At 63.1% G+C, this 16,975-nt stretch carries 13 protein-coding genes and 1 tRNA gene; 8 read left to right on the top strand and 6 right to left on the bottom strand.

The window, feature by feature from the left end; translation table 11 throughout:
* Positions 1–32 precede the first annotated feature (32 nt).
* The gene (locus M2S36_RS10775; RefSeq protein WP_333957152.1) at positions 33–275 is read left to right on the top strand and encodes a DUF2789 domain-containing protein; all 243 of its coding nucleotides are present in this window, start codon (positions 33–35) and stop codon (positions 273–275) included.
* A 68-nt stretch (positions 276–343) separates the two neighbouring features.
* A complete protein-coding gene (locus M2S36_RS10770; protein ID WP_207833076.1) occupies positions 344–982 on the top strand; it encodes an NADH:ubiquinone oxidoreductase subunit N in 639 nt (212 codons plus the stop codon).
* Between the two features lie 6 nt (positions 983–988).
* On the opposite strand, the gene M2S36_RS10765 is transcribed toward M2S36_RS10770, so the two are convergent.
* The 5 genes from M2S36_RS10765 to M2S36_RS10745 form a co-directional block, all read right to left on the bottom strand.
* Entirely contained in the window at positions 989–1,426 is a 438-nt protein-coding gene (locus tag M2S36_RS10765; RefSeq protein WP_063914407.1) for a CBS domain-containing protein, read from the bottom strand.
* A gap of 217 nt (positions 1,427–1,643) precedes the next feature.
* A complete protein-coding gene (locus M2S36_RS10760; protein ID WP_207833078.1) occupies positions 1,644–3,374 on the bottom strand; it encodes a dipeptidase in 1,731 nt (576 codons plus the stop codon).
* Between the two features lie 160 nt (positions 3,375–3,534).
* A tRNA-Arg gene (locus M2S36_RS10755) sits at positions 3,535–3,611 on the bottom strand.
* Between the two features lie 96 nt (positions 3,612–3,707).
* On the bottom strand, positions 3,708–4,571 hold the full coding sequence (locus M2S36_RS10750) for an ABC transporter ATP-binding protein (protein ID WP_207833080.1): 864 nt from the start codon (positions 4,569–4,571) through the stop codon (positions 3,708–3,710).
* The gene (locus M2S36_RS10745) at positions 4,568–6,169 is read right to left on the bottom strand and encodes an ABC transporter permease (protein ID WP_272493163.1); all 1,602 of its coding nucleotides are present in this window, start codon (positions 6,167–6,169) and stop codon (positions 4,568–4,570) included. Before M2S36_RS10745 ends, M2S36_RS10750 begins: the two co-directional genes overlap by 4 nt.
* Positions 6,170–6,466: 297 nt before the next feature.
* On the opposite strand from M2S36_RS10745, the gene M2S36_RS10740 reads away from it, so the two are divergent.
* Positions 6,467–7,504: an ABC transporter substrate-binding protein gene (locus M2S36_RS10740; protein WP_207833082.1), complete on the top strand. Its 1,038-nt coding sequence runs from the start codon at positions 6,467–6,469 to the stop codon at positions 7,502–7,504.
* Between the two features lie 37 nt (positions 7,505–7,541).
* Complete coding sequence (locus tag M2S36_RS10735) at positions 7,542–8,447, top strand: TauD/TfdA dioxygenase family protein (RefSeq protein WP_333957149.1); 906 nt, start codon at positions 7,542–7,544, stop codon at positions 8,445–8,447.
* Between the two features lie 103 nt (positions 8,448–8,550).
* Here M2S36_RS10735 and M2S36_RS10730 read toward each other — a convergent pair whose 3' ends face one another.
* Positions 8,551–9,465 (bottom strand): LysR family transcriptional regulator, encoded by a 915-nt coding sequence (locus M2S36_RS10730; RefSeq protein WP_196183392.1) that lies wholly within the window; start codon positions 9,463–9,465, stop codon positions 8,551–8,553.
* 156 nt (positions 9,466–9,621) lie between these two features.
* Between M2S36_RS10730 and M2S36_RS10725 the strand changes: the two genes are divergently transcribed.
* The 4 genes from M2S36_RS10725 to gabT all read left to right on the top strand — a co-directional run bounded on the left by M2S36_RS10725 (position 9,622) and on the right by gabT (position 16,930).
* Positions 9,622–11,994, top strand: a complete 2,373-nt coding sequence (locus tag M2S36_RS10725) for a TonB-dependent receptor (RefSeq protein ID WP_442964549.1) — start codon at positions 9,622–9,624, stop codon at positions 11,992–11,994.
* Positions 11,995–12,011: 17 nt separating this feature from the next.
* A complete protein-coding gene (locus M2S36_RS10720) occupies positions 12,012–13,688 on the top strand; it encodes an aryl-sulfate sulfotransferase (RefSeq protein WP_241106156.1) in 1,677 nt (558 codons plus the stop codon).
* 338 nt (positions 13,689–14,026) lie between these two features.
* Entirely contained in the window at positions 14,027–15,469 is a 1,443-nt protein-coding gene (gene gabD / locus M2S36_RS10715; RefSeq protein WP_015268576.1) for an NADP-dependent succinate-semialdehyde dehydrogenase, read from the top strand.
* A gap of 183 nt (positions 15,470–15,652) precedes the next feature.
* Positions 15,653–16,930 carry a 4-aminobutyrate--2-oxoglutarate transaminase gene (gabT, locus tag M2S36_RS10710; RefSeq protein WP_063914434.1) on the top strand — a complete coding sequence of 426 codons (1,278 nt, stop codon included), beginning with the start codon at positions 15,653–15,655 and terminating at the stop codon, positions 16,928–16,930.
* Positions 16,931–16,975 lie beyond the last annotated feature (45 nt).

The following is a 16,975-nucleotide window of genomic DNA, read 5'->3' as shown; positions in this document are numbered from 1 at the left end:
GTGGACGGCTTGCCTGGCTCTCAGGAGGAACCATGGAAGCGCCGATCCATCCGTTTGCCGAGCTGTTCAAACAACTGGGCCTGCCTGACGATGCGGTAAGCATCGATCAGTTCATCGCCAGCCACTCGCCACTGAAGAACGACATCAAGCTGGTGGATGCGCCGTTCTGGAGCGCTTCCCAGCGCGAGTTTCTCAAGGACAGCATCAACGAGGACGCCGACTGGGCGGAGCCGTTCGATCAACTCAACGAAGCGTTGCGTCGCCCTCGAAAATAAAGCGCCGAGTGGCACCTGACGAGTGATTGGCCGTTGCTATGCTCAGGAAAACAAGAGGGGATAGCGCGATGAAAGATCCCTACGCACCAGGGTTCTGGTGCTCCGTGACGATCCTGGGCACCCTGACGGCCAGTTATTTCTATGGCATCAGGCAGACGCAACAGATGACCCAGGCGGTGCATTTCCTGTATGCCGCTGCCGCTGTCACTGTGGCGGTTGCACTGGTGGCGCTGGCCTGGATCGCCTGGCAGCAGCTGCACCTGAACAAGCGCGAAGTGGTGCAGGGGCGAACGTTGCTGACCATCTGGAACACCAAAGTCGCGCTGCGCCGCGTCGAGACGGTGTTCGACCGCTATTTCTGGGGCAGCTACTGGCATTCGGGGCGTACCTTCGAAGAGGTCATGGGCGAGCTCAAGGGCACGCCGCTGGAGCAGAGCCTGGATGCCCTGAAACGCCAGTGCCGCTTGCTCGACCGCGAAATTCATGACCACCATCACCATTGGCTGGCCAATGCCCGCGACCTGTCCAGCGTTGCCCAGGCTATGGCCCGTGAACGCTACCAACTGGATCTGGGCGAGCCAACCCGCAGCGGCCATGGCAATACCGCCGTGCTCAACCGGGACCTGGAAGTGCTGGTGTATACCTGGTCGGCGCGCCTGCGCAGTTTCGACCATCAGCTGGACGAGCTGGAGCGCGCCTACCATTGAGGCGTTTCATTCACCGCGGATGTATTGCTCCAGTTGCAGGATCAGGCTGGCCTGTTCGGCGATGGTTTCCTTGACCAGGTCGCCGATCGACAGCAGGCCGAGCAGCTCGCCATTGCTGACCACCGGCAGGTGGCGCAGATGGCGATTGGTCATCAGGTTCATGCAGTACTCGAGGTTCTGCTTTGGTTCCACGGTGACCACCGGCGCACTCATGATTTCGCGCACGGGGGTAGCGGCGGATGAGCGCCCCTTGAGCACCAGTTTGCGCGCATAGTCCCGTTCACTGACGATACCCACCACCTGGTTGCCCTCGACCACGGGCAGCGCACCGACGTTTTTCTCCGCCAGCAGCTTCAGGGCGTCGAGTACCGAGTCATCCGGGCCGATGGTGTACACGGTCTGGTGCTGGGACTTGGTCTTGAGGATCTGTTCGACGGTCTTCATACGGGCCTCTGCGGATGGAAAAAGCGATGTCTCGGAGTAAATAAAGCATCCGGCACGGCGCTCTGCACGGCAATGCAGGAAACGGCATCGAGTCGATTGAAAAACGTCATGAGTGATCGCCTGTGCCGGCCTCTTCGCGGCTAAAGCCGCTCCCACATCGAAACCTGTGCGATCCCTGTGGGAGCGGCTTTAGCCGCGAAGAGGCCGGTACAGCCAATCAGAGCTTCGGCATCTGCCCGATCCGCGCCACCATTTCGCTCACCACCTGCAAGTCCAGCATGAACTGTTCCACGGTCTTGAACTCGTTGTCGTTGTGCCCGGTGTACTTCACATCCGGCATGGCCAGGCCGAACTGCACGCCGTTGGGCAGGTCATGTACCGAGGTCGCACCCGCCGAGGTACCGAACTCGTGCTTCATGCCCAGGTTCTCGGTCGCCACGTCAAGCAAGGCCTTGACCCATTCGCCCTCGGGGTTGCGGTACATCGGCTCGTCCAGGCTGTAGTCGAAGGCCACCGAGGTGTGGCTTTGCCGGGTCCATTTGCCCAGCTTGTCGGCCAGTTCGTCCTTGATCGTGGCAATCGGCTTGCCTTTCGGAATGCGCAGGTTCACCGCCAGTTTCAGGCCTTTCTCATCCACTCCGACAAAGGTCAGCGAAGCGGTCAGCGGGCCCATGAACGGGTCCTTGAAGGCCACGCCGAGCTTGTTGCCCAGGTAGTCCAGGCCCCAGTTGTCGGCGGCGTAGCGGGCGGCGTCGGTGAAGTGGTTGTGCTTGAGCGGCACCTGCTGACCCAGGCCGTTGATGAAACCGAGCATGCGCGCCACCGGGTTGACCCCCGACTCCGGCTCCGAAGAGTGGGCGGAAACGCCGGTCACGGTGAGCAACACCTGTTTGCCCTCGGCCTTGGCAGCGATGCTGAAGTCACCGCCATTGCGCTTCACGTAATCGGCGCCGGCCTTTTCCAGCTGGCTGGCCAGCTTCGCCGGGTTGTCGGTGACCAGGGTCGCGACCGAGGTGGTCGGGATCTGGTTGGTGGCCAGGCCGCCGGTCAGGTTGACGATCTCGGCGCCCTTGCCACTGGCCTGGCGCTTGCTGAAACTCGCCATGATCGTGCCGTAGCCTTTCTCGGCGATGACCACCGGGTAGCCGCCATCGAGGGCCAGGTTGTAGTCGGGCGTGGGGTTGCGCTCGAAGTAGTAGGGGATGGCATCACCGCTGGTTTCTTCAGTGGTGTCGATCAGCAGCTTGAACTGGCGGGCCAGCGGCAGGTTCTCGTCCTTGGCCACTTTCAGTGCGTACATCGCCACGACGATGCCGTTCTTGTCGTCTTCGGTGCCACGGCCGTACATGCGGTCGCCGACCAAGGTGACCTTGAACGGGTCCAGGCGCGTGCCATCGGCCAGCTTCCAGTTGTCCGGGTTGACCGGCACCACGTCGGCGTGGGCATGGATGCCGACCACTTCCTTGCCGCTGCCCAGTGAAATCTCGTAGACCCGGTTGTCGATATTGCGGAAAGCCAGGCCGAAGCTGTCGGCCAGGGCCTTGATCTTGTCGGCGATCCTGAGGAATTCGGGGTTCTCGTGCTGCGGCGTGCCTTCGACGTTGAAGGTGGGGATGGCCACCAGTTCACGCAGGGTTTCGCTGGCAGCCTTGCCGTACTTGATGCGTGTATACAGGCCGAGCAGGCGGTTGATCTCGTTCTGCTGCTCGGCGGCCAATGGCTTGCCGGCCAGGTAGGCATCCAGGGTTGCCGCGAGGTTGTCGGCCTTGGCCAGGTCGCTGCCTTTGAGCTTGCCGAGGAACTGCTTGAAGTCGCTTGGGTCGCTGCCGTCGAAGGCTTTTACGATGGCTGCGGACTGCTGCTGGGTAAGGTTGGCCTGTGCCGGCTGGGTGAACAGGCCGATGCTGGCCAGCAGCAGGGTTGTGGCTGTAAGTTTTTTCAGGTGCATGGTTGTGCGCATTCCTTCGCCAATCATTGTTGTGGGTTACCCGTCGGGAAACGGGAAGACGCCCACGCTAACACCAATGACCGGTGGTACGGGAGTGCCAGAAACGCGACATGTCGCACAAACGAAAAAGCCCCGGGCACAGGCCCAGGGCTTTTTGATATGGCGCACTCGGCGGGATTCGAACCCACGACCCCTGCCTTCGGAGGGCAGTACTCTATCCAGCTGAGCTACGAGTGCAACGCGCACGCATGATACCCATCTGATCCGATGGCGTCCATCGCCTTGATCTGTAGCCGTTTTTACCTGCCGACCGAGTTGGCCATGCCGTTCGGTTCAAAGTGCGATCAGCTCTGGCCGCAGGCCTTCCACCCGGCGCGCTGGCAACGGCAGGTAGCCCCCGTCGCCGGTAATCTGGTGCAGCACCTTCTCGCGCAGCCCGTGCAGTGCCACGCCCGTACGCAACCGTGGGTGTGGCAGATCGATCTCGATGACCGACTTGATCCTGCCAGGACGTGGCTCCAGCACCACAACCCGATCAGCCAGATATGTCGCCTCCTCGGCATCGTGGGTCACCAGCAACGTTGTGATACCTGCCCGTTCGCGAATGGCCAGCAGCTCGTCCTGCAGTTGCTGGCGGGTCAGTGCATCCAGCGCGCCGAACGGCTCGTCGAGCAGCAGGATCCGCGGGCTGGCTACCAGGCCTCGGGCAATCGCCACGCGCTGGGCCATGCCGCCGGACAGCTGGTGTGGGTAGGCCGACTCGAAGCCGACCAGCCCCACGAGTTGCACGAACTCGTGTACCCGCCGCGCGCGTTCACCCTGGGTTAGCGGTTCGTTGACCAGGCCCAGGGCAATGTTCTGTTCCACGCTCAGCCAGGGGAATAGCCGGTGTTCCTGAAACACGATGCCGCGTTCGCTACCAATGCCGCTGACAGTGTGGCCGTCGACACGGATGTTGCCGCTGTAGTCGGTATCCAGCCCTACCAGCAGGCGCAACAGGGTGGACTTGCCACAGCCGGAAGCGCCGACGATGGCGATGAATTCGCCTTGGTTGATCGACAGGTTGAAGTTGCGGATGGCTTCCAGCGGCTGGCCATCGACGCTGAACACTTTGCCGACCCCCTCGAAGCTGACCAGGGGTGGGGTGGCATCGGGCTGGTTGGCCGCGTGCAGGTGCGAGGTGTTGAAGGCGTTCATGCGGTTCTCCAGCGCGTGGCGCGTGATTCGAGGCGTTGTCCAAGGGTGCCGAGCAGGGCGCCGACCAGGCCGATCAACAGCATGGCGGCCATTACCTGGTCCATGCGGAACAGTTGCTGGGCGCCGATCATCAGGCTGGCGATGCCGCCGTCCGAGGGCATGAAGTATTCGGCGCCGATGGTGCCCAGCCAGGCGTAGATCAGCGACAGGCGCAGGCCCGCAAAAATGGCCGGGGCTGCGCCGGGCAGCACCAGCAGGCGCAGGCGTTGCCACAGGTTCAGGCGCAGGGTGCGCGCGGCTTCACCCAGCTGCGGCGAGAGGCTGGCGATGCCGCGCTGGGTGGCGATCAGCAAGGGGAAGAACGCAGCCATGCCGACGAATACCTGCTTGGCCCCTTCCCCAAGGCCGAACCAGGCCGTGAGCAGCGGCACCCAGGCAAACAGCGCCACCTGACGCAATGCCGACAGGCTGGGCCCGAAGATACGTTCGGCATTGGCCGAAAGCCCCAACAGCAAACCGACCAGCAGGCCAGCGCTACCGCCCAGCAGCAAGCCGGCCAAAGTGCGCTGCAGGCTCAGCAGCAAGGCTTGCGGCAGCGAACCATCGGCCAGGCCGGTCAGCAGAGTACGCAACACTTCAAGTGGCGAGGTCAGGATGTTGCTGTCGACCCAGCCAAAGCTGCTGCTGGCCTGCCACAGGGCCAACAGTGCCAGTGGCAGCAGCAGGCTTTGCCAACCCCGCGGCACGGGGCCACGGTGCTGCTCCCCTGTGGCCGCTTGCGGCCAGTACAGCAGGCGCTTTTCCAGGGCCGAGAAGCCGTGCTCCAGCAGTGCGCCGACCAGGCCGATCACCAGGATGCACAGCAGCACCAGGTCGAGCATGAACAGCTGTCGTCCCCAGACCATCAGGTAGCCAATCCCTTCGCTGGAGGCCAGCAGTTCGACCGCCAGTAGTGAGGTCCAGCCGGTGGCCAGGGCCAGGCGTACGCCGGTGAGGAAGGCGGGCAGGGCAGCCGGCAGCAGCAGGCGCAGGAACAGTAGATGGCGAGGCAGGCGCAGCACCGCAGCGGCCTCTCGCAGCTTGGGCTGGGCATCCCGTACACCGACCAGCGTGTGCAAGGTAACGGGGACCACCACGGCTTTCACCAGCACCACCAGCTTGAGCAACTCGCCGATCCCGAAGAACAGCATGAACAACGGGATCCAGGCCAGGGTAGGAATCTGTGCCAGTGCCACGAAGGTCGGCAGCACCAACGTCTGCGCCCGCCGCGAAGCACCCAGCCAGACCCCCAGCAGCAACCCGCTGCCGATGCCGACCGCCAGCCCCCAGAACAACCGCTGCAAGCTTATCCACAGGTGCCCCCACAGCTCGCCGGAACCAAACTCCACCGCGCTCTGCCATACCAATGCTGGCGCCGGCAGAATCTGCTCGCTCATCCAGTGCTCCCGGCTGGCCACTACCCACAGCAGCGCAACCAGCACAGGCAAGACCCAGGGCAACAAGCGGGCGCGATCCTTGTGGGAGCGGCCTTGCGTCGCGAAAGGGTCGCGTAGCGACCCCCGGAGCCATCCCCGACCTCTGCTCAGAATTCCATTCATCGGCCATCTCTCGAAGCGTTGTTAGATTATTCATTTAGGGAATTAAAAATTCCAAAAAATGACTTTCAAGAGATAAGAGCATGCGCTTCATGCATACGGAAGCCTCTCGCCGTTGCGTTTTCCTCATATTTTCCATGCATTTTCCGCAAGCCAGCCGCAGGCCCGCATGCCGCCTGATTTATGCTTTCCAGTTACTGAAGAATGAAGTTTTGATCTTTGTAGGTTCTAACCAGACCTGCCTAGCTTCTGGCCAAAGCGCCGGCCATCGCCGGTGGCAGCCTGCCAAGGAGCCTTGCCATGAAAACCCCGCTGCGCCACCTGATCACCGCCCTCGGGCTGGCCTTCACCCTCAGCGCCCACGCGGCTGAACCGGCCAAGCCCGCAAGCATCCGCATCGCCGTGCCCGACCTCAGCGCGGGCAGCAAGCCCAGCGCCGGTGGCGTGGTCGACGTGCTGCGTGACCAGCAACTGCTGGAGAAGGAGTTCGCCAAGGACGGCATTCGCATCGACTGGCACTTCTTCAAGGGCGCCGGGCCGGTGGTGAACGAAGCGTTGGCCAACGGCCAGGCCGATTTCGCCTACCTCGGCGACCTGGCCGCCATCGTCGGCAAGGCCAACGGCCTGGACACCCGCGTGCTGTCGGCGGGCGTACGTGGGGTGAAGAGCTACCTGGGCGTGGTGCCCGGTTCCGGCATCAAGACCCTGCACGACCTCAAGGGCAAGCGCGTGGCGGTGTTCCGTGGCACCGCCAACCAGCTGTCGTTCGCCAGCGCCCTGGCCAGCCAGGGGCTTAGCGAGCGCGAGCTGAAGGTGATCAACCTGGACTTCAACGCCGCCAATGCCGCACTGGCCGCCAAGCAGATCGACGCCACCTGGGGTCTGTCCAACCTGCTGTCGCTACGCGAGCGCGGGCTGGTAGAGCTGCCGGTCAACTCACGTGACCTGGCAGGTGCCGGCAGTACCCAGGCGGTGCTGTTGGGTACTGGCGATTTCATCCGCAAATACCCCGAGCTGGTACAGCGCCTGGTCAATGCCCAGCAACAGGCCAGCGCCTGGCTGCGCGACGAACACAACCGCGAGGCCTACGTCGAGCTGGTGGCCAGTAATGCCAACTGGCCGCGCAGCATCCTCAGCGACGACCTGGCCACGGAAGACCTGGCCCATTACTTCGATCCACGGCTGGACGCCGAATTCGTCGGCCAGTTGCAACAGGGCGTGGACCTGGCCGCCAAGGAGCGCCTGATCCGCCGTGGCTTCCAGGTGGCCGACTGGATCGAACCCCGCTTCCTCGATGCCGCCCTGCAACAGAATCAGGCCGTGCAGGCCGCCCGCTGAATCCCAAAGCCCCGACAATGACCGCAAGGACACGACCATGAGCAACGCTGCCCTGGCCTCCGCGCCACAAAACCTCGAACTCGACATTCACCCTGTTGCCGGCCGTATCGGCGCCGAAATTCGCGGGGTGCAATTGTCCGCCGACCTTGATGCCGCCACCCTCGATGCCATCCAGGCCGCGCTGGTGAAGCACAAGGTGATCTTCTTCCGTGGCCAGACCCATCTGGATGACCAAAGCCAGGAAGCCTTCGCCAAGCTGCTCGGCGAGCCGGTCGCCCACCCCACCGTGCCGGTGGTCGACGGCACCAGTTACCTGTTGCAGCTCGATGGCGCCGAAGGCCAGCGGGCCAACTCCTGGCACACCGACGTGACCTTCGTCGATGCCTACCCCAAGGCCTCGATCCTGCGCAGCGTGGTGGCGCCGGCATCCGGTGGCGACACTGTGTGGGCCAACACCGCCACGGCGTACCAGGAGCTGCCCGAGCCGCTGCGCGAGCTGGCCGACAAACTGTGGGCGGTGCACAGCAACGAATACGATTACGCCAGCGCGAAGCCCGACGTGGACGCGGCCAAGCTGGAGCGCTATCGCAAAGTGTTCACCTCCACGGTGTACGAGACCGAGCACCCGGTGGTGCGCGTGCACCCGATCAGTGGCGAGCGGGTGCTGCAGCTGGGGCACTTCGTGAAGCGCATCAAAGGTTATTCGCTGGCGGATTCACAACACCTGTTCGCGGTGCTGCAAGGGCATGTGACGCGGTTGGAGAACACGGTTCGCTGGCGCTGGCAGGCGGGGGACGTGGCAATCTGGGATAACCGCGCGACGCAGCATTATGCGGTGGATGATTACGGCACCCAGCCACGTGTGGTGCGGCGGGTGACCCTGGCTGGTGAAGTGCCGGTCGGGGTGGATGGCCAGTTGAGCCGGACAACCCGCAAAGGTTGAGGGATGTAGAAGACCCTGTGGGAGCGGGTTTACCCGCGAATGCGTCAATGAATTCGCCATCGTATTCGCGGGTAAACCCGCTCCCACAGGGGTGCCCCGTCGGTCACACCTCGGTATCGCAGGCAATCAACTGCCTGACCAGCCCCTGAGCCAACGGCGATAGCCCATACCCCACCCGGCTCACCACCCCATAGCGGGTGTAGAACGCTTCCTCCTGCTCCACCGTCAGGTCGGCCAGCTGCAATGCCACCAATCCCCCGTCACGCTGATACGGCCGCAAATTGGCATTGCAGGCAATGCCGATGGTGTCCGAATGCATCACCACATTCAGCAATGCATAGCCATGCTCGCACTCCACCGTCGGCAGAAAATCCTGCCGCCCGCTGAGGTCGCTGAGAATCTTGCGGATGTTCGGCGGGCGGAAGGTAGTGGCCAGGGGGTAGTCGAACAAGTCACGCGCCCGCACGCTTTCGCGCTCGGTCAACGGGTGCCCGACGCGGCAGCAGAAATGCCAGCGCTGCGGCGCCAGCTTGTGCACCTGGTAGTCCGGGTCGGACTCGAACTGACGGGTGTCTGCGACGAAGAACTCGATCTCCTCGGCAACCAGCTTGCGGTTCAGCGCCTGCCAGTTATCCACCTGGAAGCAGGTACGCGCCGCGGGGTATTCGGCGACGAAGCGTGCCACCGCCCGCGGTACCAGCCCCCCGGCCGGCGCCGGCCCGGAACCGAAGCGCACCACGCCGGTGGTGGCGCCATTGAACTGGTGAATCTCGTTGACCAGGTTGTGCGCGCCATGCACCAGCCGCCGCGAATGCTCCAGCACCAGCAAGCCCTGGCGGGTTGGCGCCAGCTCCTTGCTGGCGCGGTCCACCAGGCGGCAGCCGATGTTGTGCTCGAGGGTCTGGATGCTGCGGCTGAACGCTGATTGCGACAGGTTCACCGCCGCCGCCGCAGCAACGAAGCTGCGGTGCTCGACAAGGGCAATGTAGTGGCGCAGCTGACGGAGATCGATATGCATTTTTTACATTGAAACTTTCGGTCGAATGCAATTGCTGACAAGGGTTAGCCCCCTTATAAAGGGAGTCACTTATTCCACAAAATATGAATTACAAATATTTATATCGCCTAAAAGAATATAAGCCCGACTGACCGCGATTCGGTTCCGCCAACGGAAATGCTCGCCAGGGCCCATGCCTCAAGGAGCATTTGCATGTCCGGAGTTTCCCGTTGGCCTGCGCGCGCGTCGCGTTTCACCTTGCAACCCTTGGCTGCCGGCGTACTGCTGGCGGCGTCCTCTGCCAGCTTCGCCGAAGAGCCGGTCAGTGCCACCCCGGCGGTGGAGCAGGAAGCCAAGCTCGGCACTGTCACGGTCAACGCCCGCCGCCGCGAAGAAACCGCGCAAAGCGTGCCCACGCCGATCAGCGTGCTCGACAGCGAAACCCTGGAAAGCCAGCGCATCTACCGCGTGCAGGACCTGCAGCAACTGGTGCCCAGCACCAACGTCGCTTACGTTCATGCCCGCCAGTCGAGCATCTCGATCCGTGGTCTGGGCAACAACCCGGCCAGCGATGGCCTGGAAGGCAGCGTCGGCATCTACCTGGACAACGTCTACCTCGGCCGCCCCGGCATGGCGGTGTTCGACCTGCTGGATGTGGAGCAACTGGAAGTGCTGCGCGGCCCGCAAGGCACGCTGTTCGGCAAGAACACCACCGCCGGCGTGCTCAACATCACCACGCGCAAGCCCACCTTCCACCGCGAGGGCAGCATCCAGCAGTCGATTGGTGAAGACGGCTACCTGCAAACCCAAGGCAGCTTCTCGGGGCCGATCAGCGACACGCTGGCCGGGCGCATCAGCGCTTATCGCACCGAGGACGACGGCTATGTGAAGAACGTCCACAACGGCGACGACCTCAACGGCGGCAAGCGCCAGGGCTTTCGTACCCAGCTGCTGTTCAAGCCGAGCGAAACCTTCAACCTGCGCTGGATCGGCGAATACAACGAAGAAGATTCCGACAATGGCATCCTCAGCCTGTACAGCACCGGGCCGACCATCAATGGCGTCAACCGCTACGAAAGCCTGGCCGCCCAGGCTGGCGCGACGCTGGTGTCGGGCAAGCACCGCAAGGTCAACTTCGACGCCGACCAGCAAGTGACGGTGTTCCAGGGCGGTACCTCGGTGGAGGCCAACTGGACCTTGCCCAACGACTTCACCCTGACCTCGATCACCGCCTACCGCTGGTGGGACTTCACCCCGCGCAACGATGACGGCCTCAACGTGCCGGTGTTCTACAGCGCCGGGGTATCGGTGCGCGACAAGCAGTATTCCCAGGAGATCCGTTTGGCCTCACCCACCGGTGGTGCCTTCGACTACGTGCTGGGCGCGTACTACTTCAAGCAGGACCTGGACAACAAATCCTTCACGTTCTACGGGCCGCAGGCGGACATCTGGAACCTCACCCCGGCCGGTGCCCTGGCCAACGTCGACACCATCGGCAACGGCCATATCGATACCGACAGCTATGCCCTGTTTGCCCAGGGTACCTGGCACCTCACCGACCGTCTGGACTTCACCGCCGGCATTCGCGGCACCTACGAAGAAAAGAGCGCCTGGGTGACCCGCGATGCACCAACCGGTGGCGCAGCAGTAACCGGGGCCGCCGCAGCAGCGCGCCAGGGCCGGGTAGGGGCCTACGACTCAGGTGATCTCAACCAGTACAGCTTCAGCCCCTCCGGCCTGCTGGGCCTGAGCTACCGCTTCAACGAGCAGTTGCTGGGCTACGCCACCCTGACCCACGGCGAGAAGTCTGGCGGTATCAACCTTACCGTTGGCGCTGCGCCACGGCTGGGCACCGACTCGCTGCTGGTCGGCACCGAGCGGGTCAACAACGCCGAAGTCGGCTTGAAAAGCTCGCTGTTCGACGACCGCCTGCAACTCAATACCAACCTGTTCTGGGCCGAAGTGCATGGCTACCAGGCCAACGTCTACGACCAGATCAACCGCGTGCAGTACCTGGCCAACGCCGGCAGCGTGCGCTCGCGTGGCCTGGAGTTCGAAGCCACGGCGCTGCCGGTGCGCGGCCTCACGGTCAACTTCAACGGCTCGTGGAACGACGTGCGTTACACAGACTACAAGGACGCCCCGTGCCCGCCTGAAGTGAGCCTGGCCAATGCCACTGCCACCTGCGACCTGTCCGGCCACCAGGTGGTCGGTGCCTCCAAGTACATCGCCAACCTGAACACCCAGTACAAGTGGCAGGCCAGCGAGCACATCGAACCCTATGTCACCGCCAGCTACGCCTTCCGCTCGAAGGCGGTGGGCACCATCGACGATTCCGATTTCGGCCAGATCCCCAGCTACGCGCTGGTCAACCTTTCCGCCGGTGTGCGCCTGGACCAGGGCGACGGCGTGGTCGACCTGTCGCTGTGGGTGAAGAACGCCGGTGACAAGACCTACTTCACCAGCCTGTGGAACTCCGCCAACGGTGGCTATGCCGGCGTGCTTGGCACCCCGCGCACTTTCGGCGCCACCGCCCGTTACGACTTCTGAGCACAAGGAGCTTTGCCATGAATGCCAAGACCGAAACCCCTGCATTGCCTGAAGGCGCCTGCCTGACCGCCAAGGTCCCCGAGCGTGACGAGGCGCTGCTCGGCGACGTGGTAGTCAACCCGTATCGCCTGGCGCCGCTGACCGCGATCATTCGCGACGGTGGGCGCAGCCTGAGTGCCGCGCACGTACGCGTGCTGGGGCGGGGCGAGCGCGGTGTGGATATTGCCTACGAGGTGTCCGACCGCTCGTTGTGGACCTACGGCGGTATCCCGGTATTCGGCCTGTACCCGGATCACGTCAACCAGGTGGAAGTGACCTACAAGTTCGACGGCGAGCGTATCCGCGAGCAGTACCAGATCTACGCACCAGCGGTGCGCCTGCCGGTGGTGGCCAGGCAGACCGCCGCCTTGCCTGAGGTGCAGCCAGTCAAGGTAGCGCCAGGTTTTGAAAAGCGCCTGTACCTGTTCAACCACCTGCAGGGGGACATCCCGGGCGGTCGTGCCTTCAAGTGGAATGCCCAGGGCGGTGCGGCGGAATGGGACCAGGTGGGCAACAACTGGATCGCCGACAGCAATGGCGACGTGCGCTGGTACCTGGACATCGAGCAGATCCACGACTCCAACCGCCGTGATGGCCTGGGTGGCACCATGGGCTTCCAGCAGACCCGCGACGGCAAGCTGATCTGGGGGCAGGGCCAGACCTATTCCAAGTACGACCTGCTGGGCCGGCGCATCTGGCAACGCACGCTGCCCGACAAGTTTGCCGATTTCTCCCATGAAATCCGCGAGACCGCCAATGGCACCTACCTGCTGCGGGTGGGCACCAGCGACTATCGCCGGCCCGACGGCAAGCGCGTGCGCTCGATCCGCGACCACATCATCGAGGTCAACGAGGCCGGTGATGTGCTGGACTTCTGGGACCTCAACCAGATCCTCGACCCGTACCGTGGCGACCTGCTGGAAACCTTGGGCAAGGCAGCCATCCAGTTGCCGCCCGGGGTGCAGAAACAGGACGAACGGCTGGCCAACGAACTGGCCGAGGGCGACTTGCCCTTTGGTGACACTCCGGGGGTGGGCACCGGGCGTAACTGGGCACACGTCAATGCCATCGACTACGACGCTGATGACGACAGCATCATCGTTTCAGCACGGCATCAGGGCGTGGTGAAGATAGGCCGCGACAAGCAGGTGAAGTGGATTCTCGCCTCGCCCCAAGGTTGGCCTGAGCGTCTGCGCAAGAAAGTACTGACGCCGGTGGCGAGCGAAAGCTTCGACTGGTCGTGGACCCAGCATACCGCCTGGCTGACCGGCAAAGGCACGCTGACCGTGTTCGACAACGGCTGGGGTCGCGACTTTGCGCCAACCAGGCTGACCGGCAACTACAGCAGGGCGGTGGAGTACCGTATCGACGAGGCCAAGGGCACGGTCGAGCAGGTATGGGAATACGGCAAGGAGCGCGGCGACGAGTGGTACAGCCCGGTGACCTCGGTGGTGGCCTACCGGCCGGAGACCGACACCCAGTTCATCTACTCGGCGTCGGTGAACTTCCTGACCCCGGAGAAACTGACCACCACCGTGCTCAACGAGGTGCGGCGCGGGACCCAGGAGGTGCTGGTGGAGCTGAAGGTGCACAGCCGACAGCCGGGCAGTGTGGGTTACCGCGCCTTGGTGATCGACCTGGCCAAGGCCTTCTGATCCGCCCCTTCCGGGAGGGCCGTCGGTCCTCCCATCACATTTCCTTCAGCGCGTTCGTCTAACCTGTACTGGCCTCTTCGCAGGCACGCCCGCTCCCACAGGTACTGCACCGAGTTCGAAACCGGTGGGGTACTTGTGGGAGCGGGCGTGCCCGCGAAGAGGCCCGTTGCCATTATGCAAATGATGAAATTTCCGCCAGGGTGTTCAACCATTCGTTCTTTTTTTCGAACAGCCTATTGTCCAACACCCCAGCAGCCGCTTAGCATTCGTTTGAGATTTCAAACGCTCGATGCCCTGCCTTGGGCGCTTTTCAACAATCAACAATTCGGGAAGCCGACATGCAGCTCAAAGACGCTCAGTTGTTCCGCCAGCAAGCCTACATCAATGGTGAGTGGCTGGATGCGGACAACGGCCAGACCATCAAGGTCACCAACCCGGCCACTGGTGAAGTCATCGGTACCGTGCCGAAGATGGGCACCGCGGAAACCCGCCGCGCCATCGAAGCCGCCGACAAGGCCCTGCCGGCCTGGCGTGCCCTGACCGCCAAGGAGCGTTCGGCCAAGCTGCGTCGCTGGTTCGAACTGATGATCGAGAACCAGGACGACCTGGCTCGCCTGATGACCACCGAACAAGGCAAGCCGCTGGCCGAAGCCAAGGGCGAAATCGCCTACGCCGCTTCGTTCATCGAGTGGTTCGCCGAAGAAGCCAAGCGCGTCTACGGTGACACCATCCCGGGCCACCAGCCAGACAAGCGCCTGATCGTCATCAAGCAGCCAATCGGCGTTACCGCGGCCATCACCCCGTGGAACTTCCCGGCCGCCATGATCACCCGTAAAGCCGGCCCGGCCCTGGCCGCTGGCTGCACCATGGTGCTCAAGCCTGCCTCGCAGACCCCATACTCCGCCCTGGCCCTGGTCGAACTGGCCCACCGTGCCGGCATCCCGGCTGGCGTGCTGAGCGTGGTTACCGGCAGCGCTGGCGAAGTTGGCGGTGAACTGACCGGCAACTCCCTGGTTCGCAAGCTGTCCTTCACCGGCTCGACCGAAATCGGTCGCCAGCTGATGGAAGAATGCGCCAAGGACATCAAGAAGGTTTCCCTGGAGCTGGGTGGCAACGCCCCGTTCATCGTGTTCGACGACGCCGATCTGGACAAGGCGGTCGAGGGCGCGATCATCTCCAAGTACCGCAACAACGGTCAGACCTGCGTCTGCGCCAACCGTATCTACGTGCAGGACGGCGTCTACGACGCGTTCGCCCAGAAGCTGGCTGCCGCGGTTGCCAAGCTGAAGATCGGTAACGGCCTGGAAGAAGGCACCACCACTGGCCCGCTGATCGACGGCAAGGCTGTCGCCAAGGTCCAGGAGCACATCGAAGACGCCGTTGGCAAAGGCGCCAAGGTCCTGTCCGGTGGCAAGATCATCGAAGGCAACTTCTTCGAGCCGACCATTCTGGTCGACGTACCGAAGACCGCTGCCGTCGCCAAGGAAGAGACCTTCGGCCCGCTGGCGCCGCTGTTCCGCTTCAAGGACGAGGCCGAAGTCATCGCCATGTCCAACGACACCGAGTTCGGCCTGGCCTCGTACTTCTACGCCCGCGACATGAGCCGTGTGTTCCGTGTTGCCGAAGCCCTGGAATACGGCATGGTGGGTATCAACACCGGCCTGATTTCCAACGAAGTAGCACCGTTCGGTGGCATCAAGGCTTCGGGCCTGGGCCGCGAAGGTTCCAAGTACGGTATCGAGGACTACCTCGAAATCAAATACCTGTGCATCAGCGTCTGATCGCACGGTAACGGCTTTACCTCTGCCAGCGGGGCGCGAGAGCGACGTCTCGCTGGCCTTTTTTACATCGCAGTACCTGGTGGCCAGGGCGTTCACGGCAGTCGATCAACGAATACTGTTCGCGAGCACTCCCAGCCACCCCCGAATAAAAGCGCCACTCCAGACCGGCGCAATGAGGGCATTATGAGCAAGACCAACGAATCCTTGATGCAACGTCGTGTCGCCGCCGTCCCACGTGGCGTTGGCCAGATCCACCCGATCTTCGTCGATACCGCGAAGAACTCGACCGTGATCGACGTTGAAGGCCGCGAACTGATCGACTTCGCCGGCGGCATCGCAGTACTGAACACCGGCCACCTGCACCCGAAAGTGGTTGCGGCCGTGCAAGAGCAGCTGACCAAGGTCAGCCACACCTGCTTCCAGGTGCTGGCCTACGAACCCTATGTAGAGCTGTGCGAAAAGATCAACAAGCTGGTCCCTGGCAACTTCGACAAGAAGACCCTGCTGGTCACCACCGGCTCCGAAGCCGTTGAAAACGCCGTCAAGATCGCCCGTGCCGCCACTGGCCGCGCTGGCGTCATCGCCTTCACCGGCGGCTACCACGGCCGTACCATGATGACCCTGGGCCTGACCGGCAAGGTCGTGCCGTACTCCGCTGGCATGGGCCTGATGCCAGGTGGCATCTTCCGCGCCCTGTTCCCGAGCGAACTGCACGGCATCAGCGTTGACGACGCCATCGCCTCGGTCGAGCGCATCTTCAAGAACGACGCCGAGCCGCGCGACATCGCCGCGATCATCCTCGAGCCGGTACAAGGCGAAGGCGGCTTCCTGCCAGCGCCGAAAGAGCTGATGCAGCGCCTGCGCGCCCTCTGCGACCAGCACGGCATCCTGCTGATCGCCGACGAAGTACAGACCGGCGCTGGCCGTACTGGCACCTTCTTCGCCATGGAACAGATGGGCGTTGCGCCTGACCTGACCACCTTCGCCAAATCCATCGCTGGCGGCTTCCCGCTGGCCGGTGTGTGCGGCAAGGCCGAGTACATGGACGCCATCGCTCCGGGCGGCCTGGGCGGCACCTACGCCGGTTCGCCGATCGCTTGCGCCGCGGCCCTGGCCGTGATCGAAGTGTTCGAAGAAGAGAAACTGCTGGACCGCAGCAAAGCTGTGGGTGAGCGCCTGACCACTGGCCTGCGCGAAATCCAGAAGAAGTACCCGATCATCGGTGACGTCCGTGGTCTGGGCTCGATGGTCGCTGTCGAAGTCTTCGAGAAAGGCACTCACACCCCGAACGCTGCTGCTGTTGGCCAGGTTGTCGCCAAGGCTCGCGAGAAGGGCCTGATCCTGCTGTCCTGCGGCACCTACGGCAACGTCCTGCGTATTCTGGTTCCGCTGACCGCTGAAGACGCACTGCTGGACAAAGGCCTGGCTATCATCGAAGAGTGCTTCGCTGAAATCGCCTGATGTGATGTGCTTCAGAAAAAACCCGCTTCGGCGGGTTTTTTTTGT

The organism is Pseudomonas sp. SF2 (assembly GCF_036858055.1).
Classification (GTDB): domain Bacteria; phylum Pseudomonadota; class Gammaproteobacteria; order Pseudomonadales; family Pseudomonadaceae; genus Aquipseudomonas.
This window is presented reverse-complemented; position numbering and strand designations above follow the sequence as displayed.

Bases quoted from the DNA above. Each gene is read 5' to 3' on its own strand.
- M2S36_RS10775 (WP_333957152.1), top strand. From the start codon at position 33: ATGGAAGCGCCGATCCATCCGTTTGCCGAGCTGTTCAAACAACTGGGC.
- M2S36_RS10770 (WP_207833076.1), top strand. From the start codon at position 344: ATGAAAGATCCCTACGCACCAGGGTTCTGGTGCTCCGTGACGATCCTG.
- M2S36_RS10765 (WP_063914407.1), bottom strand. From the start codon at position 1,426: ATGAAGACCGTCGAACAGATCCTCAAGACCAAGTCCCAGCACCAGACC.
- M2S36_RS10760 (WP_207833078.1), bottom strand. From the start codon at position 3,374: ATGCACCTGAAAAAACTTACAGCCACAACCCTGCTGCTGGCCAGCATC.
- M2S36_RS10750 (WP_207833080.1), bottom strand. From the start codon at position 4,571: ATGAACGCCTTCAACACCTCGCACCTGCACGCGGCCAACCAGCCCGAT.
- M2S36_RS10745 (WP_272493163.1), bottom strand. From the start codon at position 6,169: ATGAATGGAATTCTGAGCAGAGGTCGGGGATGGCTCCGGGGGTCGCTA.
- M2S36_RS10740 (WP_207833082.1), top strand. From the start codon at position 6,467: ATGAAAACCCCGCTGCGCCACCTGATCACCGCCCTCGGGCTGGCCTTC.
- M2S36_RS10735 (WP_333957149.1), top strand. From the start codon at position 7,542: ATGAGCAACGCTGCCCTGGCCTCCGCGCCACAAAACCTCGAACTCGAC.
- M2S36_RS10730 (WP_196183392.1), bottom strand. From the start codon at position 9,465: ATGCATATCGATCTCCGTCAGCTGCGCCACTACATTGCCCTTGTCGAG.
- M2S36_RS10725 (WP_442964549.1), top strand. From the start codon at position 9,622: ATGCTCGCCAGGGCCCATGCCTCAAGGAGCATTTGCATGTCCGGAGTT.
- M2S36_RS10720 (WP_241106156.1), top strand. From the start codon at position 12,012: ATGAATGCCAAGACCGAAACCCCTGCATTGCCTGAAGGCGCCTGCCTG.
- gabD (WP_015268576.1), top strand. From the start codon at position 14,027: ATGCAGCTCAAAGACGCTCAGTTGTTCCGCCAGCAAGCCTACATCAAT.
- gabT (WP_063914434.1), top strand. From the start codon at position 15,653: ATGAGCAAGACCAACGAATCCTTGATGCAACGTCGTGTCGCCGCCGTC.